Source organism: Paraflavitalea soli (assembly GCF_003555545.1).
Taxonomy (GTDB): Bacteria; Bacteroidota; Bacteroidia; order Chitinophagales; family Chitinophagaceae; genus Paraflavitalea; species Paraflavitalea soli.
In genome coordinates this window covers 1,189,113-1,214,981 of record NZ_CP032157.1, presented here as the reverse complement: position 1 = coordinate 1,214,981, position 25,869 = coordinate 1,189,113, and the positions used below count along the sequence as shown (strand labels likewise).

Below are 25,869 nucleotides of genomic sequence, written 5' to 3'. Positions count from 1 at the left end.
CACACTCAACCATTCTGCCAATAGACCGTACTCTACCAAAGAAACAGGGTGGACGCTTTCAAAAGCTCCACCCTGTTTTCGTTTTCAGGCTGGTCAGGCAGCCGCTTATTCATGGCTATACTTTCTCCTATAATTATTTGGATTCATTACCGTAGAAAAAGGCATTCAGCTCTCCTACCCATAGTCTGGGTTCTTCCAGGGCTGCAAAGTGGCCACCCTTCTCCATTTTGGTGAATCGTTTTACATTGACCATTCTTTCGGCCCATTCCTTTGGTAAGGGAGCTTCTCCCGGGAAAGAGGCTACTCCGGTAGGTACTTCTACCCTTACCGGCGCTTTAGGCCCCTGTGGACCATAACTGGCCCTTGCATTTTCCAGGTAGGTACGCATGCTGCTATTGATGGTTTGTGTAACCCAATAGATCATGATATTGGTGATCAGTTCATCTTTGGTAAAGCTGTTTTCAATATTGCCTTTGTTATCACTCCAGGTATTGAACTTTTCCAATATCCAGGAGGCAAGGCCTACGGGCGAATCATTCAGGCCAAAAGCCAGTGTTTGGGGTTTGGTGGAATGCATCATATTATAAGCTCCTTCTGCATACCACCAGCGCTGGATAACCTGGCCAAACTCTTGTTCTGCAGGTGACATCTTTGACCAGTCTTCCGTGCCATTGGGATAACCTACATCTGTCAGGTGAATGGCTTTAACCGCCTGGGGAAATTGAACAGCCATGGATTTGATGATACCGGTACCCATATCGCCGCCGGCAGCCACAAATGTCTGGTAACCCAGTACCTCCGTCATTAGTTTGTCCATGATCTTTGCCGTACTGTCATCGGCCAGCGCTACATGGCCAGAGAAACCAAAACCCGGTAAAGAGGGCACTATTACATCATACGATTCATCGGGGTTGCCGCCATAGCTGGCAGGATCGGTAAGCATAGGAATTACCTTATAAAAACGGAAGAAGCTATCGGGCCAGCCGTGGACCAGTAAGAGCGGTTTAGCATTCCTGCCTTTCCCTTTAATATGGAGAAAGTGAATGCCTACACCATCAATAGTTGTCTTGAATTGGGGAAACTTATTCAGGGCTGCTTCCTGTTTGCGCCAATCATATTGGGTGATCCAATAATTGACCAGTTCACGAAGGTAATCTGGATTGGTGCCGTAATTCCACCCTGCATTGTCAGGCGCGTCAGCCCATCTTGTTTGCTTTAAGCGGGTGGTAAGATCGTCTAATACTTGTTGTCTAATTTCAATCCGGAAAGGTTGTACTGCGCTCATAGTTTTGTTGATTTTATTTGTTTGGGCAACTGTATGCCCGGTTAAGATCATGATTGTTAAAAGGTTAAGAAGGTGGTTCATACTGGTTGGTTATTTTCAGTATAAAGCTACAGGCGGGTTGTGACAACAGTATGTCAGCAGGGAACAGGAAGTTATAAAAAAAGTTTGGGGTGAGCCGCCGGCAAAGGCAACTCACCCCAATATTAACAAGATGATAATGGCTACAGGCTTACTGCTTTTGCCTGTTGAGGGTATAACTAAAAAGGCTATCGCCTACCAATAGGTTTCTTTGCTTATCGAGGAAGAAAAGCACATTGTCATCGCCTTTCATCAGGTAAAGCGTATACCCGGGCTTGCCGGGGTCCAGCAGGTAGACCAGCGCGTTGGGATCGGCCGCGGTACCTTTTACAATTGTCCAGGAACCTTCAATTAAATCCAGCCCCTGCACCACTCTCCTTAACTGGTACCTCGTAGGTTTGAATGTAACAGGGTCCTGATACAATTTTAGGCTCCATTTCAGCTTAAAGCAGGCAGGGTCCGCAGGCAGTCCCAAATCGCTGGCAATGGCTTTACAAGGCGATCTTCCCACAAAAGTGAGCATAGTATCCTGTATGCCACTGATAAAGTGGGCGCTGACCTGCAGGGACTGATAGATCGACATCGGTGGTATGATATTGGTTGTTCTGCTGAGGGTGAAACTCTGCCCGCCATTACCGATCATGAGGTCTTTATTACTATTCAGTAAGTGAAGCAGGTTGTCATCCAATCGTAGTAAGCAAATAGAAGACGAGTTGGCATGAAGCTGGTAAACGATAGAGCCTGCTTTTAGATTGGGGACTTTGGCTACTTCCCAGGCTCCTTCAATTGTTGCCTGCCCCATGGACTTATCTGTACGGTTATCGACATAGAATCCATATTCCCGTTGCAGGATAAAGGTGGTAGCCGCTTTTGTGGCAGCATCCTGCAGCAGGGTGAGTTTCCACCTGATAAAGTCACATCGCTCATTAAGTGGGATCTTCAGGAAAACTCTTTCTGCCGTAACGCCAGGAGAAGTCCCTTCATATATCATTGCAGCACTTTCATCCATAGCTCCCTTATGGCCCCGGCAGGCAATGGCAGCAGGCAATAAGCCAATCAGCAATATTATCGTACAGGCAGTTCTTGTAAATAACATAAGCCTTGATTTAGGGCAAACTTACTCCACTACCCCATCCTCCGGAAAACGCTTACACCAACAGCATCAAATCCTTGATAAAAAACGCGGCAGCCTTTTGTATTCTAAATTCTGTATTCTGTATTCTTCTCTTACCGTTTCAGCAACCGCTGTTCAACCAGTTGCATCAACGCATCCCGGTAATTGCGGCTCACTGGTATCGTTTTGTCTTTTATCACCACGGTATTACCTTCAATGGCCTCAATTCGTGAACAGTTGACCAGGTAGGATTGATGTATCTTCAGGAACTCCGGGGCAGGCAATTGGCTTTCCAGCCCTTTCAGTGTGAGGTAGGCCAGGATCCTTTTGTTGTCGGTAAAGATGTTGACGTAATTGCCCAGGCTTTCTATGTAAAGAATGTCTTTCAGTTCTATTTTCTCTATGCGCTTTTCGCTGCGCACAAATATCCAGGAAGGGATGGTTTGTGGGGTGGCCGCATCCCGCAGCTCTGCAAATTCTTTGGCTTTCTGCACAGCTTTCAGAAAGCGGTTGAAGGCCACCGGCTTTAGCAGGTAATCGACAATATCCAGCTCATATCCATCGAGGGCATATTGGGGGAAAGCCGTGGTCAATATCACCAGTGGTGTAATGGCGGACTGCTTCAGGTAATCAAGCCCTGAACGTTTGGGCATTTCAATATCGAGGAACATGATGTCGGCCTTATTGCCCTGCAGCCAGGCTTCCGCTTTCAGGGCATTCTCAAACTGACCGGCAGGTTCCAGGAAAGGCACCTGCTCCACAAACTCCAGCATTATTTTGCGGGCGATGGGCTCATCATCTACTATGATACAACGTAGCTTCCTCATACCAGAAGGGTTAAATGAACGGTATAAACAGGTGGCTCTTTCACGATCTCCAGGGTATAACGATCCTTGTACAATAGTTCCAGCCGGCGGGTTACATTGTTCAACCCTATGCCACCGGCCATCTGGTCCTGCTCTTCATACGCATTGGAGCAGGTAAACACCACACGTCCGGGCAGTTGTTGCAGGCTGATGGTGATATGGTTGATCCGGTTATCATCACGGGTACTGTATTTGAAGGCGTTCTCCACAAATGTAAGAAAGATAAGCGGGGCTATCCTGACCGTTTTATCCGGGATATTGATGTCCAGAGCTATGTTCAGGTTGCTATCGCTCCGCGCCCTTTGCAACGCTACATAATTTTGAAGGTAAGTAGCCTCCTTTTCCAGTTCTACCCAATCCACATCGGCTTCGTATAAATTATACCGCAACAGATCGGCAAACTGCAACAGGATATCCCTGGCCTGCTGGTTCTCCCGGTCAATAGAGCCATAAATGGTATTTAGTCCATTGAACAGGAAATGCGGATTGACCTGCGCACGCAGGTATTTGAGTTCCGTTTCCAGCTGTGTGATCTGGATATTCCTCACCTGTTCACGCTGCTCATGCCATTTGACGGCATAGAACAACATGGACGACATGACCAGGAACCACAGTGCATTTAATACATTCCAATGCAAATAAGAGCCGATGGTCATAGGCTCATCAGGCCATACCTTGGCATCCCAGTATTGCTGGTTGAGGCTTCGCAAATAAGTGTACAGAAAAATGATCACCAGGAGTCCTGTCACATAGGATAGTATCCTTTTCTTTTCCAGCAGCACTGGTATCAGGAACCTGATATTACCGTACAACAATAAAGCGATCATGGCAAAAAAGAGCAGCAAAGGCTGCAGCGACCAAAGAAACCCTTTTTTCATGATCCAGCCACGGGAATCCATGATCCCATATATGATGTACATGAGCCAGAAGATCCAGTGAAATAAATTTCTTTTTCGAAAGAGGGAACGCAATACGATTGATTTTATAGTGGTACTAGTTGTTGTCCATGTATTTTTTGATCAGGGCAATGATGGCCGGCCTGTTGAAATAATGCGCCCACCCCAGGGGCGTGGCATCATGGTCCTTGTCCTGGATGGAAAGGTCAGTGCCGGCATCCAGGGCCAGTTGCGCCAGGGCTATATCATCCCTTTGCGCTGCAATATGAAGCAGGGTGCCTCTCCAATCGAAGTATCGCCGATCGGCTTCCCCGGGATGGGTGGCCAATATATCGGCAGCGCGGTCCTTCCATCCCAGGTCCCAGGCATCCAGGGCTGTGCAGGCAACGCCGTGGTTGATAAGCCATTCAGCAGCTGCAGGCTGATGCAGGTGTGCTGCCACCTGCATCAGCGTCATGCCATTGGCAAGCGGTCGGTCTAATTCCTCAGGGGTGAAAGCTGTCCCCAGTCTTTCCAATATGCCAAGGTCACCTTTGCCCGCTGCTTCTGCCAGGTTCACCATATCGGGTGTAGCGGCGTGGGTTATATAGCGCCATCCTATCAACCACCAGGTGCAACCATAGCCAATGAATTGAAAACCCACCTGCTCATATACCGGACGGCCCATATGATTGGCATTCAACATCACATACTGATAGCCGCGCTCCGCGGCAAAACGGCAGGCTGCTACCACAAGGGCTTTGCCAATGCCCTGTCGCTGCGCGGAAGGTATAACGCCTACATTGTACATGCCTGCAATTCCATCAGGCCCCGTAGTAAAGAACAGGCAACATTGACCAATGACGGCTCCCTCGCGGAAAGCAATGAAGCGCTGTACCCTTTCGGGATAAGCCTGGAACAGGGCATCTGACAGCGCGCCTCCATTACCGGCATACGGAAGGTCTTTGATCCGGTTGACGGAGGTATGATTGTCGGCCAGTATTTGCACATTATCCGGTACAGTATAATCTGTATGCATGGTACCCAGGTCAAGCGCCATCCAGCAGGGCTGCCATCCTGGTTGAAATCCCCGGGCCAGTAAAGAGGCGCCAATATTGGCCGGGCTGGGCGGATCGAGCGACCAGTATCCTACATTGTCCGCCTGTTGTGTGCGGTAATAATCCATCATGGCATCCAGCGCTGCGCCTGCCGCCTCCTCCGTCATGGACGGAAAAGTTACTGCCGATCCATTGGAACGGGTATACGTGTAAGTGAGCCCTTCGGCGGAATGAACCGTTCCTCCCAGTGCCTTCGCATTGAGATCAAACAATTGCCGGTGATTATCAGCAACGGCCTGTTCCAGTTGTGTATGCCGGGCATTCCGGAGAACAGCCTGATCGTGTGCAGGAGTGATACTCATAAAATCGTGTATACCAAAACTAGCAGAAAAAACTATGCGGTCAGGAACAATGTTATTTGGGTTTCCGGTTTTCAAGGTAAACTGCCGGCTTGCGTAGTTTTTTGAACAGGATATCAAAAATGTTTTTTAGGTCCTGTTATTTGCCTGAAATTCAGGGCCAGACTTCCGGTTTTGATTAACCTTCCGGGAAAAAAGGGGATGATGGCAAAAGGGAAGGTATAGCCATGAAGACAACTGTTCAACCAGTCTGAAAAACAACTTTCTTTATGACATCATTACCCTCTTCTCCCGGTTTTATCAGTATAGGGATTGGCCGGGTGCCCCTCTTTTATTACCTTCTGCATATTCCCCTTATCCACCTCAGCGGACTATTGGTTAACTTTATAAAGAACGGGTTTGTTGCTGGCCCCATCCGGAGAAAGGCTGGCTCAGGTATTTATAACCAGTTATACGATCTCTTTATGAAATTTAGTCATAGTATTGGCCGCTTCATCATGGGACTTAAAAGGCCTTCCAAAACGACCAATTTGCGCAGGTTAAGGGAATGGGGTGAAACACTGGAATCTTTTACCATCCGGGAGGCGACGGCCAATGACCTGCCGGCACTGGCAGCCCTGCATGTACAAACCTGGTCAGATACTTACTGGACGGTCAAAAATCCGCCGACCTATGAGATACGTGAGCACCAGTGGCGTGAACAATTTGCCGTGAAAGACGGTAGCTGGTTTTGTTTTGTAGTACAGAACCGCGAAGGCAGGCTGATCGGTTTTGCGAAAGGTGCAAGATACAGTCATGCAGACCTGCCCGATTTTGGCGGTGAATTAAATCAGCTCTACATGCTGCTGGAATACCAGCGCCTGGGACTTGGCCGGTTGATGGTGGGTCATGTAGCCCGCCGCTTCCTGAGTATGGGCATCACTTCGATGGTATTGTTTGGCATACCTCAAAATCCATCCAACCGTTTCCATGAGGCTTTACGCGGGGAACGGCTCTACGATAAGAAAGGAGATTTTCATGGCGGCTATGGCTGGCGCGACCTGCAAAAGCTGGCCGACATCTGTCCTGTTGACTAACTTTCATTTTACCATATCATACGACCAACCGAATTGAAATAACCATGTATCCACCGGAAGCACTTACTAAAGATGAACCATTGTTCTGGTCCACCGGGAAAGGGACAGATATATGGGCTATGTTCACCGCTGCGATGAAGGGCGATATACCAGCCATTCAAGCCCTGCTCGACAAAGACCCTTCATTGGTCCGCAGTGCCTACGATTACCGCAATCCGATGTCTTTTGCAGTGCGGGGAAACCAACCGGAAGTAGTGGCTTATTTTCTGGAGCGGGGCGCCAGCCCTATCAGCTCAGGTACGGAAGATACTTTATTGGAGATAGCGCGGGAACGCAACTATACTGAGATACAGCGCCTCCTGGAAAATGCCATTACCGGAAATCAAGGCACACCGGGAGGCGGCCTTATAGCAGAAGCCATCCGGAACAGGGACCTGAAAAAAGTGCAGGCTTTGCTGGACGCATCGCCGGAACTGGTGCATGCCCGTGATGAAAATGCCAACCAGGCCATTCATTGGGCTACCATGACGAGGCAACCGGATATGATTGATGAAATACTGGCCCGTGGAGCAGATATAAATTCGAAGCGTACGGATGGAGCACACCCCATCCACCTTTGTAATGGAGACTATGCCTATCGTGGGTGGCGCGATGTTCCCAAAGACACTGTGGCTACTCCCAGTGATATTTTCAGGCACCTGGTTTCTCATGGAGCCCGGCTTGATATCTATATGGCAGCGCTTACAGGAAATATAGAAAAGGTGCGGGAGTTACTGGACCAGGATCCTACACTTGCTAACCGTATTTCTGATTGTGTTACCGGTTATTCGGGTTCAGGATCTGCATTGACCAATGCTGCAAGTGGAGGACATATTGAGATCGTGCAGCTATTGCTGGAACGGGGCGCAGACCCCAACTTACCGGAACCAGGGATCGCTCCACGGGGGCGTACGTTGTATTCGGCAGTTACCAGGGGGCATTCCGAAATTGCCAAATTATTGCTGGAACATGGCGCTTATCCCAATACGGAAGTGGAAAGCTCCGCAGACACGCTCAGTATGGCAATGTCCAATGGCGATAAATCGCTGGTAGAACTACTCTGTTCATACGGTGCAGCCAGGAACGTTAACCTGTTGGCCTATGCCGGTGATATACAGACAGCAGCAGCCGTTTTCAATGCCAACCCTTCATTGGCCAATGATGCACGCGCACTCGAAGACGCTGCCGGACAGGGACATGAATCTTTTGTGCGACTGATGCTGCGCTACCAGCCTGATCTGGCTAAGCGTATTGCCGTAGGTGTTAAAAGCCAGGGATCAGCAGACCCTATAAAAACACGCGCACTTACCGATTTCCTGTTTGAGCAGGGTATGAATGCCAGCTATTGCAATTGGTTGAGTATTACTCCTCTGCACGTATATGCCAAACGGAATGACATAGAGAATGCAACCATTTTTCTTGAACACGGAGCCGATATTAACGCAGTAGATGATGAGTTCTATAGTACGCCGTTGGGGCATGCCGCTAAACATGGGAAGCAGCAAATGGTCGATTTCTTGTTGAAGCAGGGCGCTGATCCCAACAAGGCCGGCGCCCCCTGGGCCACTCCCCTTGCCTGGGCCACACGCCGGGGACACCAGGAGATTGTTACACTTCTGAAACAATATAACGCTCACGCATAACAATGGATATCAGATATACATTTCACATAGATAGCGCTGCTCATGACCTTACCATGATCTTTATAGAAGGTACGGGAGACAGGCCCTTTTTATTTGGAGAGGAACAAAAGAAACAGGCAATAAAGATCAAAGACTTCTTTATTGCAAAATTTACGAGTGTATCGGCTTCCGATTAGCAATACACATGACCTGAAAAATATCTATCATGAAATTTGGGCCGCTACCATTACAGGCTGGCCTGGAACAATACCAGCAACAAGCCGATGAGCTGTATGAAGCCTGTACAGCAGGGGATAAAAATGCCCTGCGGTTTATAAAGAACAACTATTTCTGGCGACTGACAGACGATGAATTCCGCAACAGGGTCATCACAAAAGAGGATACAATGGCGGCCATCACTAACCTGTATGCTTTTGACAGCTGGTCCGACCTGGCAGACTGGGTAACTGACGTTACACAACCCGGTTCTCCGACAGCACGGTTTGAAGCTGCTGTGGAAGCCATTGTGGCCGGTGATATCCCTGCCCTGCAAACATTGCTGCAGGAGACCCCTTCCCTGATCAGCGCACGTTCCATGCGTTCGCATCACTCCACCTTATTGCATTATACCGGCACCAATGGTGTGGAAGGTTACCGCCAAAAGTATCCTGCCAATGCTATAGAAGTATTAAAGTTCTTGGTGGCAGCCGGTGCCGAAGTGGAAGCCAAAGCTGATATGTACGGCGGCGGCAGTACTACCCTGGGCCTGGTAGCTACAAGTATACATCCGGCCAAAGCAGGTATTATGGCGACCATGCTGCAATTATTGTTGGATGCTGGCGCCGTTATAGACCAACCATCGGCAGCTGGCAATGGACAGTACGCCATCAATGGCTGCCTGCACAATGGGCGCCCGGAAGCAGCGGATTTCCTGATGCGTCATGGCGCGCTCCTTGACCTGGAGGGTGCGGCGGGTACGGGAAGGCTGGATGTAGTAAAACAATTCTTTGAAGCAAATGGCTCTCTCAAAGCCAGTGCTACCCAAAAACAAATGGAACTCGGTTTTGTCTGGGCCTGCGAGTATGGCCATACGGCGGTGGTTGATTTTCTCATCAGCCAGGGTCTCGATCCCAATGTAGAAGTTGATGGCATGTATGGATTGCATTGGGCGCTGGTGGGTGGACATATCAACATCATCAAACTACTGCTTTCGCACCATGTGTCACTGGAAGCACGCAACAGTTATGGCGGCAATGCTATTGGCTGTGCCGTATGGGCCCTGTGCAACAGCGATGGCGTATACCGCTGGCCGGAGGGCGAAGTAGATTATTGGGAGATGCTGGAAACCTTACTCGAAGCGGACGCTCCGATTGAAGAGGGCATGCTTGGCTGGCTGGCACAGGAAAGCGATATCCCCCCGCTTACTAAAGAACGCCTGGATAGCCTGTTTCGCCGGTATGGTGCCAGCACTTAAAAAGATCAGATAACTCAGTCATGAATACCATCTTAAAACCATCCATTATTTCACCGGTAAGTCGTTACCTGCCGGTAAGCGATGTAACCCGCAGTGTAACGTTCTATTGTAATGTATTGGGATTTGAAGAAGTAACTCCGGCTAGTAAAAGCAGTATACCTTCACAAGCAGAAGTAGTGTATGGCCCTGCCCGTATTCAATTCTATACAGAAGCAGATACTGTAGACAGTTCTGACCCGATGAGCGTCCGCGGATCGGCGATGGTATTCTTTGAAGTGGAAGAGGTGGTCAGTATGCATGCCGCCATTGCAGCACGTGGCGGCCAGGTGACCCGGCCGGAAAAAGTAAATTGGATCAAGATAGAGCTATTTGAGGTGCGTGATCCCGATGGCCATGCCCTGTGGTTTGGCAAATCCTATCATGGATTTTATGCTGACCTGCATGCTGAAGCCGGACAAGGACAGCTCCGGAAAATAATGCCCACCTTTCCCCTCACCAATGTACCAGCGGGTGTTGCTTACTACCGGGATGTATTGGGGTTTAGTGTCAATTACCAGCAGCATGACCTGGGCGTAATGGACCGCGACAGTATACGGATAATACTTACAGTCCGTACAGCACAAACTACCGGCATCGGCAGCTGTTGTGTATACATATATAACGCAGATGCGCTCTATGAAGAATTACTGGCCAAAGGAGCCAACCTCCCCTCCCCGCCGGTCAGTCAGCCATGGGGATTGCGTGAATTTACAGCAATAGACCCTGAAGGCAATGTGATCTGTTTTGCGCAGACCTTTGAATGAACAGGGCCCGTAAATATTTCAACACCGCCAATAGCATCTTCCCCCGCTAATTTTGCAGCTTCCCCTTATTAAGCTTGGTTTGAGGCCAGCTATCTCTTTTTCTTTGTCAGCAAATAAATGTTATGACAAACAAAATGCTCGTGCTCCTTCTGCTGTTGCTTGGTACAGCAGCAACAGGTTTTACACAATCCAAACTCACAGAGGAACAAAAAAAGGAATTTAAAGAAAAACAGGAGGCCTACAAAGCTAAGCTCAACCTGACAGAAGACCAGGCCACTAAAATGGAAGCGATCAATATGACCTACCTGGAAGGCTTATCAGCATTAAAACAATCTTCAGGCTCTAAACTCTCCAAATATAAAAAGTTCAAAAGCCTGAACAATGAGCGGGATGCCCAGGCCAAAAAGATATTAACGGAAGAGCAATACAAGCTCTTTAAGCAACAGCAAAAAGAAATGAAGGAAGACTTTAAGGAGCAAAGGTCTAAGGGTTAGGCAGATTGAGTAATCATCCCCGGACGTGCTGTAGCTCCTTCAGCACGTCCACTTTACATCACACCATCCCTTTTCATCTTAAATGTACAAACTAATGACAAACGTATTCAATACGATCCTCACCATCATATCCTTATTCGTGTTTACCAGTTGTGACAAGCAATCGGACCAGGAAAAGACCTACCGTATTAACGGAACATTGACAGTAGACGGGAGGGCACGTACTTACCTGCTCAATTTGCCTCCGGGTTATTATGAAAGTGATACAATGCTCCCACTCGTTATAGGCTTGCATGGCACGGGGGGTAGCGCCACCCAATTTGAACATGATTATAGTTTTACGGATAAGGCCAACAGCGCCGGGTTTATTGCGGTATATCCGGAAGGGGTCAGAAGTACGGGAATATTGGGATTACGCACCTGGAATGCAGGCACCTGTTGCGACTTTGCCTTAGAGCAGGGTATCGACGATGTAAAATATATACGCACCTTGCTGGATAAGCTGGTAACCAGTTATAAGGTCAATGCCAAAAGAGTGTATGTGACCGGTATGTCGAATGGCGGTATGCTTACTTACCGGCTGGCCAGTGAAATGCCAGACAGGATTGCTGCTGTGGCAGTAGTTAGTTGTTCGATGATGTTACCTGCTCCACTTGCGCCATCGCGGCCTATGCCCATTTTACATATTCATTCAACACTCGACACCAAGATACCTTATGTGGGCGGCATAGGCATTGGCGGGTATTATTTTCCGCCGGTTGATTCGGTACACCGGGTGTGGGCGCAACACAACGGCTGCGCCACTACCCCCACTATCCTGACAGATGATAACAGGTATCAATTGACCGAATGGCCGGGATGCGGTACGGGTGCAGTGATCCGTCGTTACCTCACACGGGATGGGGGCCATGCCTGGCCGGGAGGGCTTAAAAGCAACCGCCGGGGCGATGAGCCTTCTACCGTGATCAATGCCACTGACCTGATCTGGGATTTTTTTAAGGGATATTCTTTGCCCTGATTAAACCCCTGCTACTTCAGGAAGGTCTATAGCCGGCGGGGTTTATTAGCCTGCATGGCCATCAAGATAAGCCTACCAGTTATGTTGAAAACATTCAAATCATATACTATCCCTGCAAAACCAAAGTTGGTGGCGCTCACCGCCCTGGCTATCGCGGTATTGTTTACCCTTCCCAGGCTGGCGGTGTTGCGCCATCTGCAAAGTGGGATACTCATTGATCTCAGGCTCTTCGATTTTCTCATGCGGGCAGTATACACATTCCTGGTGGCGGCCACTTTTCTCCTGCTGAATTTGCAGCACCAAAAGATCTCGCTGGGCTTTCTGGCCTATGATCCGGCCTCTATTTATCAAAAGATCGGCTATAATATTGTCTTGTTCTTCCTGTTGAATTTTTCATTCCTGCAGCTACACCTCTCTTTATTTGATCCCTACCTGCACGAAAAGGTCTTCAGGTTCCTGTTTAATATGACCTTCATCCTGGAGGCGATGCTCGCCATATTCATTGCTCATATTTACCGGCTGCTGTTTTACAACCACCAGGTACGCATCGCTAATGAACACCTGCTGAAAGTAAATGCGGAAACGCGCTATGAAATGTTGATCAACCAGGTAAACCCTCATTTCCTGTTCAACTCTTTTAATACGGTCAATGCACTCATTCATACCAACCAGCAGGAAGCTGTTCATTTTATCAACAATATGTCCGATGTATTCCGCTATATGCTGGAAAGCGGCAAACACAACCTGGTTACCCTGCGGGAAGAAATGCAGTTTATGAATGCCTATGCCGGTATGCTGAAAGGCAGGTATGGCGATAAGCTGATCCTGCATTTTAATATACCCCAGGAAGCCGAAAGGATGATGCTTCCTCCCATCGCCATTCAGATACTGGTAGAGAATGCGGTCAAACACAATGTCATTGCAGCCAGGACCCCGTTAAGGATCGGCATATCGTTGGAAGGACGGTCGGGACTTACTGTTACGAACCCCATTAAAGAGAAAAAGATAGCGCCCTATTCCACCGGCATTGGCTTATCGAACCTCAATCAGCGCTGCAGCTACTTATGCAACCGTGAAATTATTGTACGCCGAACAGCCCATGAATTTTCTGTAACCATTCCTTTAATAACACCGGATGAATATACTGATCATTGAAGACGAAGACAGTGCAGCTACCCAGTTGACAGCCATGGTAGCGGTACATTTTGAACAGGTAGATTTTGCGCCTGTCATTGACAATGTGGAAGACGCCCGGGATTTCCTGGCAGCAAGGCCGGCCATTGACCTGATCTTCCTCGACATCAATCTGTCTGATGGGCTGTCATTCTCCATTTTTAAAGATATGGTCATCGATACCCCCATCATCTTTACTACAGCTTACGATCAATATGCCATCCAGGCTTTTGAACTCAATAGCATTGATTATTTGCTGAAGCCCATAAGAAGTGAAAAGCTGACACAGGCCATTGATAAATTTAAACGGCTTGACAGCAGGCAGCAGATGCTGCCAGACTTGCAGAGCATTGAAAAGGTTAGAATGCTGATCAATGCAGCGGGCACCTACAAACGGAATTTCCTGGTGCCGTATAAAGACAAACTGATCCCGTTGGGTGTAGCAGATATCGCCTGGTTTGAATTGCAGCATACCCTGGTACGGGGCATGACACATGATAAAGCCTCGTATTTTATGGAAGAAAAAAGCCTCGAGGAGTTGGGGGCCATACTGGACCCCTGGGAGTTTTACCGGGCCAACAGGCAGTTCCTGGTAAGCCGGAAAGCCATTAAAGAGGTGCAGCACTATTTCAATGGCAGGCTGTATGTACATGTGCTACCGGCGCCTCCCGAAAAAATACTCATCAGCAAGGCGAAGGCAGGGCATTTTAAAGCGTGGATGAGATCGAGATAGGTAGATGCTGCGGCAACACTTGAACAACATATAAAAAAGGCAGCCATTACTGGCTGCCTTTCAGCTATTTAGTCATTGTTTTTTTAGTGACCTTGGGGCGGAGTGCCTGGTTGTGGTGCAGGAGCGGTAGGAGCTGGCGCATCAGCCACTTCTACTACTTCTACATCAAAGATCAGGCTTTCGTGGGGCTTTTGACCAGGGCCGGGCCTGTCGCCATAAGCCTGAAAGAAAGGAATATACAAAGTTCCTTTGCCGCCTTTCTTGAAGTAAGCCAGGCCTTCATCCCAACCGGGGATCACAGAACCTGTACCCAATACCAGCTCATAAGGAGGCCTGCTGCCATCCATATTGCTTTCGAATTGTTTTCCGGAGGGGAACAGTTTGCCTGTGTATTTCACGGCAATCTTTTTACCGGCTGCAGCCTGCATGCCAGTACCTTGTTCCTTGATCTCAACATAAGTACCACCCGGTGTCTTTTGGGTAACGATCTTATTTTTAGCGAGGTAGTCCTCAATTTCTTTTGCAGCAGGGCCTTTCAGCTTTTCGCCTTCTGCAGCCGCTTTTTCCTGTTCTACCTGCTGACGGGCTTGTTCCTTGGTGCTTTCAGCCATCTGGTCTTTCTGAGCCAGGCTGTCTGCTGTAAACACATCCAATATCTTAAAGGTGATGAAGATCTTATCTTTCTTGCCAATAAAAGGAGGCAATCCACCTGGGTTCTTTTTGAACAGGGTATCGGCCAGCATGACTACTACAGCGCTATCACCCTTGCGCAGGAGGGGGAATATTTCAGCAGGATGGTACATTGGCCCGATGCTGTCTACCTGTGCGTAAGAAGGCATTTTACCATACGTTTCGCCGAGCAGGGAATCCTTGCTGCCACCCTTAATACGTTGTGAAACGTGAAACTTCAGGACCTGGCCACGCTGTGCCGCCTTTCCTTTGCCATCAGAAATAACTTTGTATAAGAGGCCGCTCTTAGTTTTTTTGAAACCACCGCCGGAGCATGCTGCCATCAGGAGCATTACTGCCAGGCTACCAAGAAGAATCGTTGTTCTTTTCATTTTAAGTTAATTGTTTTTTATAGGTCACCTGCCACTTCACCAGCGGCAAAAATATGATGCTGTGTTTAATCCTGTAATTCCAGGGCGCTTTGTTTCATGGCTTCCAGGAAGTCCTGTACTGTTTGGTCGAGGGAGGCGCTGCTGCGTCCACCGGCGGCATTGAAATGGCCGCCACCCTCAAAGTACTTACGCGCAAAGGTATTGACATCAAAATCACCCTTGCTGCGGAAACTCCATTTACGTTCCTCATCGCGGTCGATCACCAGTGCAGCGAGCTTGATACCCTGTATACTGAGCGGATAGTTGACCAGTCCATCGGAGTCTCCTGTCTTTATTTCAAAGCGCAGGAGGTCTTTTTTGGAGATGGCGATCAAAGCTGTATTGTATTCATAATAGATCTCCATGCGGTGCAGGAGCACATGCCCTATAAACCGTAAACGGTTTTCCAGGAAGTTGTCATAGATATTCTCGTGCACCTGGGTATGATCCAGGCCCCGTGCTTTCAGGTCCGATACCATCGCGTGGACGGCGGCACTGGCGGCAGGGAAACGGAAAGATCCCGTATCGGCCATTACCCCGGCATAAAGGCATTCGGCCATAGCGATGTTGATCTTATCGCCATGTCCCGATCCTGTTATAAAGTCATACACCATTTCGCAGGTGGAGCTTTTAGAGGTCTCAGACACGCCGTAGGCAAAGCTGGCGACTTCCGGCTGCTGGTGGTGATCAATGAGGATGCGCGTACAGGAAAGGGACCTTATTTTGGGGGCCATATTCTTGGTACGCTGTAACACATTGAAATCCAGACAAAAAAACCATTCTGCCTGGTCCATGATACCATCTGCTTTTTCGCGGTTCAGCTCAAAGTCAACGACTGTATCGCAGCCCGGCATCCAGTTAAGCCACCTGGCCCAGTTGGTAGGCGAGATCACGGTAACCTTGTGTCCCAGCTGCTTTAGGAAATGGTAAAGGCCCAGGGCTGACCCCATGGCATCGGCGTCGGGCTTTTGATGCATGGTAATCACCACTGTACGGGGGGTAGAAAGTAATGGATATAATTCCTGAATAGGTAGCATAAAATGGTGGCAAAGTTGCACAAATAAAGTCCAACAGCCAAAAGGGATTTTCTATATTTGCGGCCAAAATTGAGTAAAAACATATGAGTAACCGCACGTTTACAATGATCAAGCCGGATGCAATGAAGAATGGTCATGCCGGAGCTATCCTGGACAGGATCATCAAGGAAGGTTTCAGGATCGTAGCCTTGAAACAAACGAAGCTGAGTGCTGAAAAAGCCGGCGAATTCTACGCCGTACATAAAGAACGCCCTTTTTATGGTGAGCTGGTATCTTTTATGAGCAGCGGGATCATTATTGCAGCTATCCTCGAAAAAGAAAATGCGGTGGCTTCTTTCCGCAAACTGATCGGCGCTACCAACCCGGCCCAGGCTGAGGAAGGTACCATCCGTAAATTATTCGCTACTTCTTTAGGCGAGAATGCGGTGCATGGCAGCGACAGTGATGAGAATGCCGCTATCGAAGGAAGCTTTTTCTTCAGTGGTCTGGAGCAGTTTTAAAAGTCATATCACATTAGTGTTTTCCGGCAATCGACAGTCCGGAATCGGCAATTAAAGTCCCTGAAATTTTAAGAGGCTGAGTAAATCGAACATTTGTTCCATTTACTCAGCCTCTTGCTTTATGGGTGCCTCATTGCCGACTGTCGATTGCCGACTGCCGACTGCCGACTGCCGACCTCAGTTCTTCAGCGGTGTCAGCGTATATCCCTTCTTCTTCAACAGGCTGATCACCCCTTGTTCTCCACTCAGATGCCCCGCCCCTACGGCAAATAAAGCCGAACGCGGCCCCATCACATTGGGCATGGTAGCTACCCAGCGGCGGTTACGGCCATATAATAAAAGGTCCATATATTGTTCCATACCGGGATCACTCTTGTGCACCAGGGAGTCGAGGCGACTCAGGTCCTGCTTGCGGTATACCTCCACCATTTCCAGGGTGGTTTGTTTATAGCTGTCGATACTGTCGATGTAGGCTACCAGGTCTTTGGCTTGTTTGTCATAAGGTATGCTGTCAAATAATCCCGCCTGGAATTCTGCCGTTTCCAGTCCCTTTATCTCCTTCTCATATTGCTTGCTTTCCTGCATGATCTGCTGTTCGCTGCCATTTTTCTTGTCGGCATCGCAGGTCATTACCTGTTCTCCGATGAGGCTGGAAATAAAATAGGGCTTAAACCGGCTCATAAAAGAGAGGGACATAGGCATTTTGTGGGTCTTAAAATAGTTATCTACCCGGTCATATTCGTCTTTGGTGAGCAGGTCCTGGAGTTTCTTGCCGTCATTCATACGCAGGTATTTCATGGCGCCCATCAGTTCGCCCATATCATCCATGTCCAGCTCAAAATAGATCACCTGTACATCCTTGATAGCCTTTTTCAGGTTGGGGCTCAACGTGGCATCCTTATCACAAAGGATGTGCATGGTACCAAACAGGTAGGAAGGCTGTTGAAGGCCATTGCCGGAGATCTCCCACAACAGGGTGTTCTGCCCTGCAGGCTTCACAGGACGCTTTGCGGTGGCGGGTTTGGCGCCCATGGTCTTCACTGGGGCAGGCTTCTTCGTTTGGGTATACCCTAAACCGGCCATGGCTACCCAACAGAACGCCATAAAAGAAGTTTTCACGAACATGGTCAAGTGCTTTATTTTAATATTTGTATAGGACTTTTTTTTCGTTATTATTGTCTTCTAATAACCCCTTGTATGCAACCCTCCTCAAACCGCAGGTACCCGGTACCTGATCCTTCACGCCTGTATGCTCCCAACCAACCACCTCCAGAGACAAAACTAACCCGCGGTATTCACATATGCCAATAAAATAAATTATTATTCCTGTTAAAGGTTCTGAATAATAGCCGGTTAATTCCTGCGTTATTACGCAAGACTGTAGTAGCCGGCAGAACCTCCCAGGTTCAAAAACTAAACCCTTAATATGAGAAAGACGCTTGCCCTGATCACACTATTGGGGCTTACCATGCCTGTTTTCGCCCAACGGGACAAGGACATTCCTGCTTTTGGTACTGTTGAAAAGGCCGACCTGCTGTTAAAAGAATGTGAATTTGACAAGGATGCAGAAGCCGTAGTGCTTTTTGATGCCGGCGAATCCTACCTGGATATGTTTGGCGCTATTGAGCTGGTACACCATGTACGCATCAAGATCCTCAAAGATAAGGGCCTGAAATTTGCCGACATCCACATCCCCTACCACAGCTATCGTAATGATGAGACCATCAAAAGTCTTACGGCGCAGACCTATAACCTGGATGCCGGGGGCAATATTGTCATTACGAAAGTGGAGAAAAAGCTAATCTATGAAAAGCCGGTAGACAAGCGCTATTCCGAACAGGTGTTTACTTTCCCCGAAGTGAAGGCCGGCAGCATCATCGAATACAAATACACCCACACCAATATTGGTCTGTCTAACTGGTATTTCCAGCGGTCTATCCCTGTTAAATACAGCCGTTACCGGGTAGATTTTCCGGAAGAAGTAGAATTTGTGTCTACCCCGCTGTGTGTATTACCGGTGGAGCAGAAATCGGAAAGTAAAGGCCGCCGCAACATCAAGACACTTACGATGTCCAATGTTCCTGCCCTGCGGGATGAACCCTATATTTCCTGTGACGAAGATTACCTGCAGCGGATCGAAACCAGGGTCATTGCCATCAATCCTGTCAGTGCACCCCGCCAAAGCAGGTTGTATACCTGGCCACAGATCATCCGATTCCTGGCCGAAGATGAAGATTTTGGGGTACAAATGAAAAGAGATATTCCCCGGACAGCTGACCTGGATGAAGCCTTAAAAAAACAATCTGATCCTTACCTGCGTATGGTAACCATCCACAATTATGTACGCAAGAACATGGAGTGGAATAATTATGGGAGCATCTGGGCGCTGAATGGGGTGAAAAGCGCCTGGAAGGATAAAAAAGGCACTTCGGGTGAGATCAACCTGATATTGGTGAACCTGCTGAAGGATGCGGGCCTGAAAGCTTCTCCCCTGCTGGTAAGTACCCGTGCCAATGGCCGGGTCAATACCTCTTTTGCCCATTACCGGAACTTCAATAAGGTACTGGCCTATGTGACGATCGGAGATAAAAATTATGTACTGGATGCCACAGAAAAATATACGCCCGCCAGGCTTATCCCTTACGAGGTGATGTATTCCGAAGGGCTGGTAATAGAAAAAATCGACACAGGCGAATGGGGCTGGCGTGTATTGTGGGATGAAAAACCTTTCTTCCGCGAAACGGTGATCGTACAGGCTAATATTGACGAACAAGGGGTGATGCAAGGAGAAGCCAGTGTTACCTCCTTTGACTATTCGCGTGTGGCAAGATTACCGGTACTGAAAGAGGGAAAAGACAAGTTCATTGAAAAATACTTTACCGGCTCCAACCCTGGTGTAAAAATAGATACCCTGAGTATTAATAACGAAGATGTGGACTCACTGCCGCTTACCCAAACCGTTAAATTCAACCAGCCTGTTAATAGTTCCGGGGAGTATAAATATTTCTCGGTAAACCTGTTTACAGGCCTGGAGAAAAATCCCTTTGTGGCCGACAACCGGTTTTCCGATGTATTCTTCGGTTCCAACCAGAATTACCAGATCGTAGCCAATATTACCATCCCGGAATCCTATGAATTTGAGGCCCTTCCCAAAAGCATGCGGATGATTATGCCCGATACCAGCATCTCCATCACCCGTCGTATTAATTCAGAAAAGAATATATTGGCAGTGCGAATTTCCCTGGAATTTAAAAAACCTTTCTATACTCCGGAGGAATACCCCGATTTTAAGGAATTTTACAAGCAATTATTTGCCTTATTGAATGAGCAGTACGCCATTCGCAAAAAAGCTAAATCCTGATATACATGAGCATTGAGCGTGGTATGGTGAGCCGGGTATTGAGACCTGTAGTACTGATCCTTTTGCCCCTGGTATGTAGTATAACCGTATGGGCCCAACCTGAATTTGAGACCTGGGGACAGTTGTCGCAGGAAGAACGTGATCTGAAGGTATGCGCTTTCGACAGCGAGGCCGTGGCTATTGTACTGATCGATGAAGCCGTATCGGATTATAACGAAGAACGCCACCTCATTACTTACCGGCATATCCGCATCAAGATACTAAAGGAAAAAGGGCTGGAGTATGCCAATGTCATGATCCCCTTTTATGCAAAGAATGACTTCCAGTCCATCGATGATATTGAAGCGACCGCCTTCAATTTTGATGGTTCCAATAACCAGACCACGCTGGCAGTAGACAGGAAATCAATTTTTACGGAAGCCAGTAATGATATCCGGCACCTGAAGAAATTTACCTTTCCGGGTATCCGGGTGGGCAGTATTATTGAATACAAATACCGCAGCACGGAAAAGAATTACTTCAACCTGGATGACTGGGAATTCCAACAGGAATTACCGGTGGTATTGAGTAAATACAACTTAGGCATTCCTCCCAATTACGAGTTTGCTTACGTGGTTCATAAAAGCGACCAATTGCCCATCACAGTAAAACCCGATTCACGGGATGGTAAGATATTCTTTGAAATGCGCAACATTGCCGGCCTACGTGATGAACCTTATATGGATGCGCGGAAAGATTACCTGCAGCGGGTCACTTTTCAGCTATCAGCCTATAATAACGGCGGATTCGGACGCCAAAAATATATGACATCCTGGGACGAAGTGACCCGTGAACTGAATGCAGCCCCTTATTTCGGTAGTCAGATCGGCAAGAATATCAGTGGTACGGAAGCATTCATTGAACAAATGAAAGCCCTCCCTTCTTCCCAGGAAAAAATGCGCCGGATCTACAATTATACCCGCAATTATATGACCTGGAATGGCTTTTATGGCCATGCCAGCGGCGATGGGGTTAAAGCCGCCTGGAGCAAGAAAAAAGGCAATATCACCGAGGTAAACTTCGTCCTGTTGAACCTGCTGATGGAGGCCGGGCTGGAGGCCTACCCTATCCTGGTGAGTGAGCGGCACCTGGGCAAGGTATATACACAATATCCTTTCGTGGACCAGTTCAATGCCACTTATGTTATTGTATTGATCGACGGCAAGAATTATTACCTGGACGCTACGGATCCTTTTGGGCAACCGGAAATGGTACCTTTCAGCATCCTCAATACCACGGCCTTTATCGTTAACCGTAAGAAAGGAGGTATTGTTAACATTACAGATGACTCCAATCTATTCAGGGAAAACATTACCGTTTCGCTGAAGGTGGACGCCAACCAACTCATTTCAGGAGATGCTTATATAAACAGCCTGCAGTATGCACGTATTGATCGCCTGCGATCCTGGAAACGCAGCCGGGACCGGTACCTGAATACCTTCCGGAAAGCAAGTGCATCGCTGACGATCGACAGTGTGGAAACCAAGAATGAAGACCAGGACTCCCTGCCCTTCTACCAGCATATACGCTTTAAAGCCCGGGCAACGGTTACGGGAGACTATATCTTTGTACCGATCAACCTGTTCTCGGGTTTTGAAGCCAATCCCTTTATAGCAACCAACCGGTTTAGCGATATCAATTTTGGGTACAGGCAGAGCATCAGTTTTAGTACTTATATTGATGTACCGGAAGGCTATGTGGCCGATGCACTGCCCAAATCACTGCAACTGGTCAATGCCGACAAAACGGTGGTCTTCATTCGTGAACTGTTTGACGATGCTGCCAACAAAAAGGTATTGGCAAGGGTCAGGGTCGAATTTAAGAAGAGCCTGTATGGTGTGGATGAATACGGAGAAATGAAAGAGTTTTACAAAAAGATGTTCGATATGGTAAACGAACAGATTGTATTCAAGAAAAAGTAACTGTTATGAAAAAACCCCTGCTGCTGACCGTATCAATATTGTCATCCTTCCTTATACAGGCACAAATGCCTTCCCTGAATGTGGCCTCCATACCGGATTCGCTTAAAAAGAATGCTTCGGTGGTGAAGCGATACGAAAACTCTTTCTTTGAGATCACCGATATAGACCGGGGTTATCTAAAAACACACGAAGTATATACCATCCTGAATGCAGATGGGGCCTATAAATTGTTTTTCTCAGAGCAATATGACAATAAGTTCTTCTTCCTGGAAAATGTAGAGATCAAAGTATATGATGCAGCGGGCAAACAGATCAACAAGTATAAGAAAAAAGACCTGATGACCTATGGCGGCAGTGATGACCTTATCAATGATAACAAAAATTCCTATATAAAAATCCCCGCCCCTTCTTACCCGATCACCATCGAGACGGAAGTGGAGAAGAAATTCAAAGGCTCTCTCTTTCTTCCTTTTTACAGCATCATTGTACCGGATGAAGGCGTACAGCAATCTTCCTTTACCGTGAAGGTTCCCAAAAACCTGGACCTCCGCTACAAAGAACAGGCGATCAAATTGCCTCCCAAGGTAACGGAAGACGATAAATACAAGACCTATGTATGGTCGGTCAGCAATTTACCGGCTATTCAAACCGAAGCAGGCTCCGTGAACGCTGCCAACCAATACCCTTATATCCTACTGGCCGCCAACCGGTTTAAGATGGATGATTACGAAGGCGATATGAGCAGCTGGAAGAACCTGGGCATATGGTACAACGAGCTGCACAAAGGCACGGATGTACTTCCCGAAGACCGCAAGGCCTTCCTTAAAGACCTGGTAAAAGACGCAAAAGATGACCGGGAAAAGGTACGCATCCTATACAGCTACCTGCAAAAGAATTTCCGGTACGTGAGCATACAGCTGGGTATTGGCGGATGGAAATCATTGCCCGCTGCCTTTACCGATCAGAAGAAATATGGCGATTGTAAGGGTCTCACCAACTACATGTATGCGGCACTAAAAGCGGTAGGTATCAGGAGTCACCGGGCGCTCATTAATTCCCAATACGATATGGCGCCTGTGGACCCCAATTTTCCCATGGCCCGCTTCAACCACGTGATCCTGTGTGTGCCTCAACCTAAGGACACTATCTGGCTGGAATGCACCAGCAAGGTGATCGATTTTGGTACGCTCGGCTCCAGTACCGAAAACAGGAATGCGCTGTTGATCACCGAAGAAGGGGGCGCATTGGTCCCTACACCGAGAAGTGTAGCTGCTGCCAATAAATTCAATGTGCTGACCACCATCGTTATTGAGCCTGATGGCTCTGGTAAAGTAGTGAGCAAGTTCAACACCACCGGCTATTTCAAGATGCTGATCGACTATGTAGCCAATGAGAAAAAGGATGATCAAAAAGAATTTATCGTCAACTATATGGGTTACAAGCAGCCTGATGAATTCAATTTCACCAGGAAGGAAGACCCTGTTAACATGCTTGCGGAACTCGAAATGGTAGTAGAAAAAGTACCTGAGTTCATTGCAGGCAATAAGATGTTCCTTAGCCCGCGCCAATACAAATTGAGTGAAACGAAGATGCCGAAGTCCGATAAGCGGAAGCTGGACTATTATTTCAACAACCCTTACGTAAAAACGGATACCACGAAGATCAAGCTGCCCGATGGCTTTGCGATCGAAGCATTGCCACAGAGCAAAGAGATCAAATGCGGCTTGGCCAGCTATCAAACAAAATGCTGGTACGATGAAAGCGAAAAGGTGGTATTCTCCACTACCTCACTTACATTGAATCAACTGCAGATACCTGCTGCCGATTATGCGGCTGTCAGGAAATTCTTCGACGAAGTAGCGCTGGATGATGCGCAACGGATCGTGATCAAGAAACAGTGATCCACTATTACTCTACCACCGCTTCTTCACCGTAGATCTGCCCTTTAAATTTCAGGGAAGGGGAAGGAAGGAAGCCACCCAGTCCCAGTTCAGGCCATTTCTTGTCTACAGCGGCAATAGTATCATCCGCTGCTACAATGATATTGGGCCAGTCGCGCTGAAAATCATCAAAGGCCTTTGTTTTAATAGTACCATCAAAGCCCATGCAGGCCCATTTCTTACCGGGCTGTTGTAAGGAAAGCTGTTCGGCAGGCAGACTGTCGCGCCGGGGATCCAGGTTATTGCAGAAGCGCCACAACGCTACAGGCAGGTCGTTGGCATCCACAGTATGCTCTACATACAATACCATCTTCACTCCTTCGATCACATGAGACTGGCACAATTGCTGGTGCAGTTCCCGGATATGGCCGGGGCGGTTCTTGCGTACTGAGATCACTACACAGGGAATATCGAGAGGCAGGAGGCTTGTATTGAAGCTGTGTATCTCCGGGAATTGCGACATGATCAATTTGTCGTCGACCTGGAAGTCAGTAAAGTGCGCATGGTAGCTATCGTCCGTTTCTTCTTCCAGTTTCGCTGTTCCGTCAATGCACATCTTACCGCCAAAACCCAGTTTGCTGCAGCTATGGTCGAGCACATCCATCGGTCCCTGGGAGAAAGAAATATCCGTAGCGGGATTCAGGTTCCTGAACACATATTGCGCCAGTGCCTTATAGTCTGTGATAGGTACTTTACCATCTGCCAGCACCAGTATCTTATTGAACATCATCTGTCCGGCGCCCCACATGGCATTCATCACTTTTTGTCCCTGGCCGGGGTATTCCTTGTTGATCTTGGTGATCACCAGGTTGTGGAAAACCCCTTCCACCGGCATGTCCATATCTACAATTTCCGGCACCATCGTCATTTTAATGGGCGCCAGGAAAATGCGTTCCGTGGCTTTCCCCAGCCAGGCATCTTCCTGTGGGGGAATGCCGACGATCGTAGCAGGATATACCGGCTTTTTCCGGTGGGTGATGGCTGTAATATGAAACTTAGGGTACCAGTCGGGCAAGGAATAATAGCCTGTATGGTCACCAAAGGGGCCTTCCCAGATCAGTTCATCATGAGGGTCTACATATCCTTCTATCACGAAATCGGCATCGGCTGGCACTTCAATAGAAGGCTGCGTGATGCATTTTACCAGTTCTACCTTTTTCTTCCGCAGGAAGCCTGCGAGCATGTATTCATCTACATTTTCCGGTAAGGGCGCCGTGGCAGAATAAGCATATACGGGATCGCCGCCCAGGGCTACTGCCACCGGCATCTTGATGCCCAGCTTTTTGTATTCATTGAAATGTTTGGCGCTCACTTTATGGCGGTGCCAGTGCATGCCGGTGAGTTGCGGGCCAAATACCTGCATGCGGTACATGCCTACATTGCGGATATTGGTCTGTGGGTCCTTGGTATGAATGATGGGGAGGGTAACGAAAGGACCGCCATCTTTAGGCCAGCAGGTGATCACGGGCAGCTTATTGATATTGGCCTGTTCCCCCTGCCAGATCACTTCCTGGCAGGCTCCGCGCCCGCTTTTTACTTTGGGCATCCAGGAGGCAAATTCGCCCAGTTTGGGCAGTAATTTCAGTTTTTCCAGTATACTTTCTTTGGGAGAAGAAAGGAGTTTAAAGAGGTCTTCAATATTGCGGGCTACATCATCCAGGTGCTGTACGCCCAGGGCCAGGCACATGCGGCGTTCGCTGCCGTAAGCATTCATCAGTACGGGAAAGTCGTATCCTGTATTTTCAAACAGCAGGGCCTTGCCCCCGCCGGGTGTTTTGCTAATGCGGTCGGTGATCTCGGCGATCTCCAGTTTGGGGTCTACATAGGTTTTAATGCGAACCAGTTCTCCGGCCTGCTCCAACGTCTCAATAAAGTGCTGCTGATCCTTGTATGCCATACTCTT

22 protein-coding genes are annotated in these 25,869 nt (G+C 48.2%); 13 read left to right on the top strand and 9 right to left on the bottom strand.

Features of this window, described 5'->3' with window-relative positions; all coding sequences use genetic code 11:
• Positions 1 to 133: 133 nt before the first annotated feature.
• The 5 genes from D3H65_RS04600 to D3H65_RS04580 form a co-directional block, all read right to left on the bottom strand.
• Positions 134 to 1,285, bottom strand: a complete 1,152-nt coding sequence (locus D3H65_RS04600) for an epoxide hydrolase family protein (RefSeq protein WP_119054385.1) — start codon at positions 1,283 to 1,285, stop codon at positions 134 to 136.
• Between the two features lie 229 nt (positions 1,286 to 1,514).
• A complete protein-coding gene (locus tag D3H65_RS04595; protein ID WP_119049139.1) occupies positions 1,515 to 2,459 on the bottom strand; it encodes a hypothetical protein in 945 nt (314 codons plus the stop codon).
• 131 nt (positions 2,460 to 2,590) lie between these two features.
• Positions 2,591 to 3,304, bottom strand: a complete 714-nt coding sequence (locus D3H65_RS04590; protein ID WP_119049138.1) for a LytR/AlgR family response regulator transcription factor — start codon at positions 3,302 to 3,304, stop codon at positions 2,591 to 2,593.
• Entirely contained in the window at positions 3,301 to 4,263 is a 963-nt protein-coding gene (locus tag D3H65_RS04585) for a sensor histidine kinase (protein ID WP_119049137.1), read from the bottom strand. The genes D3H65_RS04590 and D3H65_RS04585 overlap by 4 nt, the downstream gene beginning before the upstream one ends.
• A 73-nt stretch (positions 4,264 to 4,336) precedes the next feature.
• Positions 4,337 to 5,638 (bottom strand): GNAT family N-acetyltransferase, encoded by a 1,302-nt coding sequence (locus D3H65_RS04580; RefSeq protein ID WP_119049136.1) that lies wholly within the window; start codon positions 5,636 to 5,638, stop codon positions 4,337 to 4,339.
• A gap of 266 nt (positions 5,639 to 5,904) precedes the next feature.
• Between D3H65_RS04580 and D3H65_RS04575 the strand changes: the two genes are divergently transcribed.
• The 9 genes from D3H65_RS04575 to D3H65_RS04540 all read left to right on the top strand — a co-directional run bounded on the left by D3H65_RS04575 (position 5,905) and on the right by D3H65_RS04540 (position 14,067).
• Positions 5,905 to 6,711 carry a GNAT family N-acetyltransferase gene (locus D3H65_RS04575; protein ID WP_119049135.1) on the top strand — a complete coding sequence of 269 codons (807 nt, stop codon included), beginning with the start codon at positions 5,905 to 5,907 and terminating at the stop codon, positions 6,709 to 6,711.
• 44 nt (positions 6,712 to 6,755) lie between these two features.
• Positions 6,756 to 8,393, top strand: a complete 1,638-nt coding sequence (locus D3H65_RS04570; RefSeq protein ID WP_119049134.1) for an ankyrin repeat domain-containing protein — start codon at positions 6,756 to 6,758, stop codon at positions 8,391 to 8,393.
• A 2-nt stretch (positions 8,394 to 8,395) separates the two neighbouring features.
• Entirely contained in the window at positions 8,396 to 8,569 is a 174-nt protein-coding gene (locus D3H65_RS32785; protein ID WP_162915407.1) for a hypothetical protein, read from the top strand.
• A gap of 29 nt (positions 8,570 to 8,598) precedes the next feature.
• Positions 8,599 to 9,846 carry an ankyrin repeat domain-containing protein gene (locus D3H65_RS04565; RefSeq protein ID WP_119049133.1) on the top strand — a complete coding sequence of 416 codons (1,248 nt, stop codon included), beginning with the start codon at positions 8,599 to 8,601 and terminating at the stop codon, positions 9,844 to 9,846.
• Positions 9,847 to 9,866: 20 nt separating this feature from the next.
• A complete protein-coding gene (locus D3H65_RS04560; protein WP_119049132.1) occupies positions 9,867 to 10,649 on the top strand; it encodes a VOC family protein in 783 nt (260 codons plus the stop codon).
• A 122-nt stretch (positions 10,650 to 10,771) separates the two neighbouring features.
• Positions 10,772 to 11,143 carry a hypothetical protein gene (locus D3H65_RS04555; RefSeq protein WP_119049131.1) on the top strand — a complete coding sequence of 124 codons (372 nt, stop codon included), beginning with the start codon at positions 10,772 to 10,774 and terminating at the stop codon, positions 11,141 to 11,143.
• Positions 11,144 to 11,237: 94 nt separating this feature from the next.
• Positions 11,238 to 12,161: an extracellular catalytic domain type 1 short-chain-length polyhydroxyalkanoate depolymerase gene (locus D3H65_RS04550; RefSeq protein ID WP_162915406.1), complete on the top strand. Its 924-nt coding sequence runs from the start codon at positions 11,238 to 11,240 to the stop codon at positions 12,159 to 12,161.
• A gap of 81 nt (positions 12,162 to 12,242) precedes the next feature.
• Positions 12,243 to 13,316, top strand: a complete 1,074-nt coding sequence (locus D3H65_RS04545) for a sensor histidine kinase (protein WP_162915405.1) — start codon at positions 12,243 to 12,245, stop codon at positions 13,314 to 13,316.
• Entirely contained in the window at positions 13,297 to 14,067 is a 771-nt protein-coding gene (locus D3H65_RS04540; protein ID WP_119049128.1) for a LytR/AlgR family response regulator transcription factor, read from the top strand. Before D3H65_RS04545 ends, D3H65_RS04540 begins: the two co-directional genes overlap by 20 nt.
• Positions 14,068 to 14,150: 83 nt before the next feature.
• Here D3H65_RS04540 and D3H65_RS04535 read toward each other — a convergent pair whose 3' ends face one another.
• Together D3H65_RS04535 and D3H65_RS04530 are read right to left on the bottom strand one after the other, a co-directional pair.
• Complete coding sequence (locus D3H65_RS04535) at positions 14,151 to 15,128, bottom strand: FKBP-type peptidyl-prolyl cis-trans isomerase (protein WP_119049127.1); 978 nt, start codon at positions 15,126 to 15,128, stop codon at positions 14,151 to 14,153.
• Between the two features lie 65 nt (positions 15,129 to 15,193).
• Complete coding sequence (locus D3H65_RS04530; protein ID WP_119049126.1) at positions 15,194 to 16,204, bottom strand: DHH family phosphoesterase; 1,011 nt, start codon at positions 16,202 to 16,204, stop codon at positions 15,194 to 15,196.
• 83 nt (positions 16,205 to 16,287) lie between these two features.
• On the opposite strand from D3H65_RS04530, the gene D3H65_RS04525 reads away from it, so the two are divergent.
• Positions 16,288 to 16,704, top strand: a complete 417-nt coding sequence (locus D3H65_RS04525; RefSeq protein WP_119049125.1) for a nucleoside-diphosphate kinase — start codon at positions 16,288 to 16,290, stop codon at positions 16,702 to 16,704.
• A 177-nt stretch (positions 16,705 to 16,881) separates the two neighbouring features.
• Here the strand turns inward: D3H65_RS04525 and D3H65_RS04520 are convergent, their stop codons facing one another.
• Entirely contained in the window at positions 16,882 to 17,808 is a 927-nt protein-coding gene (locus tag D3H65_RS04520) for a TraB/GumN family protein (RefSeq protein WP_162915404.1), read from the bottom strand.
• 322 nt (positions 17,809 to 18,130) lie between these two features.
• On the opposite strand from D3H65_RS04520, the gene D3H65_RS04515 reads away from it, so the two are divergent.
• From D3H65_RS04515 to D3H65_RS04505, 3 genes are read left to right on the top strand one after another with little or no spacing between them, the layout of a single operon-like run.
• Positions 18,131 to 20,065, top strand: a complete 1,935-nt coding sequence (locus tag D3H65_RS04515) for a DUF3857 domain-containing protein (RefSeq protein WP_119049123.1) — start codon at positions 18,131 to 18,133, stop codon at positions 20,063 to 20,065.
• A gap of 5 nt (positions 20,066 to 20,070) precedes the next feature.
• Positions 20,071 to 22,026, top strand: a complete 1,956-nt coding sequence (locus tag D3H65_RS04510) for a DUF3857 domain-containing protein (protein WP_119049122.1) — start codon at positions 20,071 to 20,073, stop codon at positions 22,024 to 22,026.
• 5 nt (positions 22,027 to 22,031) lie between these two features.
• Positions 22,032 to 23,927 carry a DUF3857 domain-containing transglutaminase family protein gene (locus D3H65_RS04505; protein WP_119049121.1) on the top strand — a complete coding sequence of 632 codons (1,896 nt, stop codon included), beginning with the start codon at positions 22,032 to 22,034 and terminating at the stop codon, positions 23,925 to 23,927.
• Positions 23,928 to 23,934: 7 nt separating this feature from the next.
• Here D3H65_RS04505 and D3H65_RS04500 read toward each other — a convergent pair whose 3' ends face one another.
• Positions 23,935 to 25,863, bottom strand: coding sequence for a menaquinone biosynthesis decarboxylase (locus tag D3H65_RS04500; RefSeq protein WP_119049120.1), 1,929 nt, complete (start codon positions 25,861 to 25,863; stop codon positions 23,935 to 23,937).
• Positions 25,864 to 25,869 lie beyond the last annotated feature (6 nt).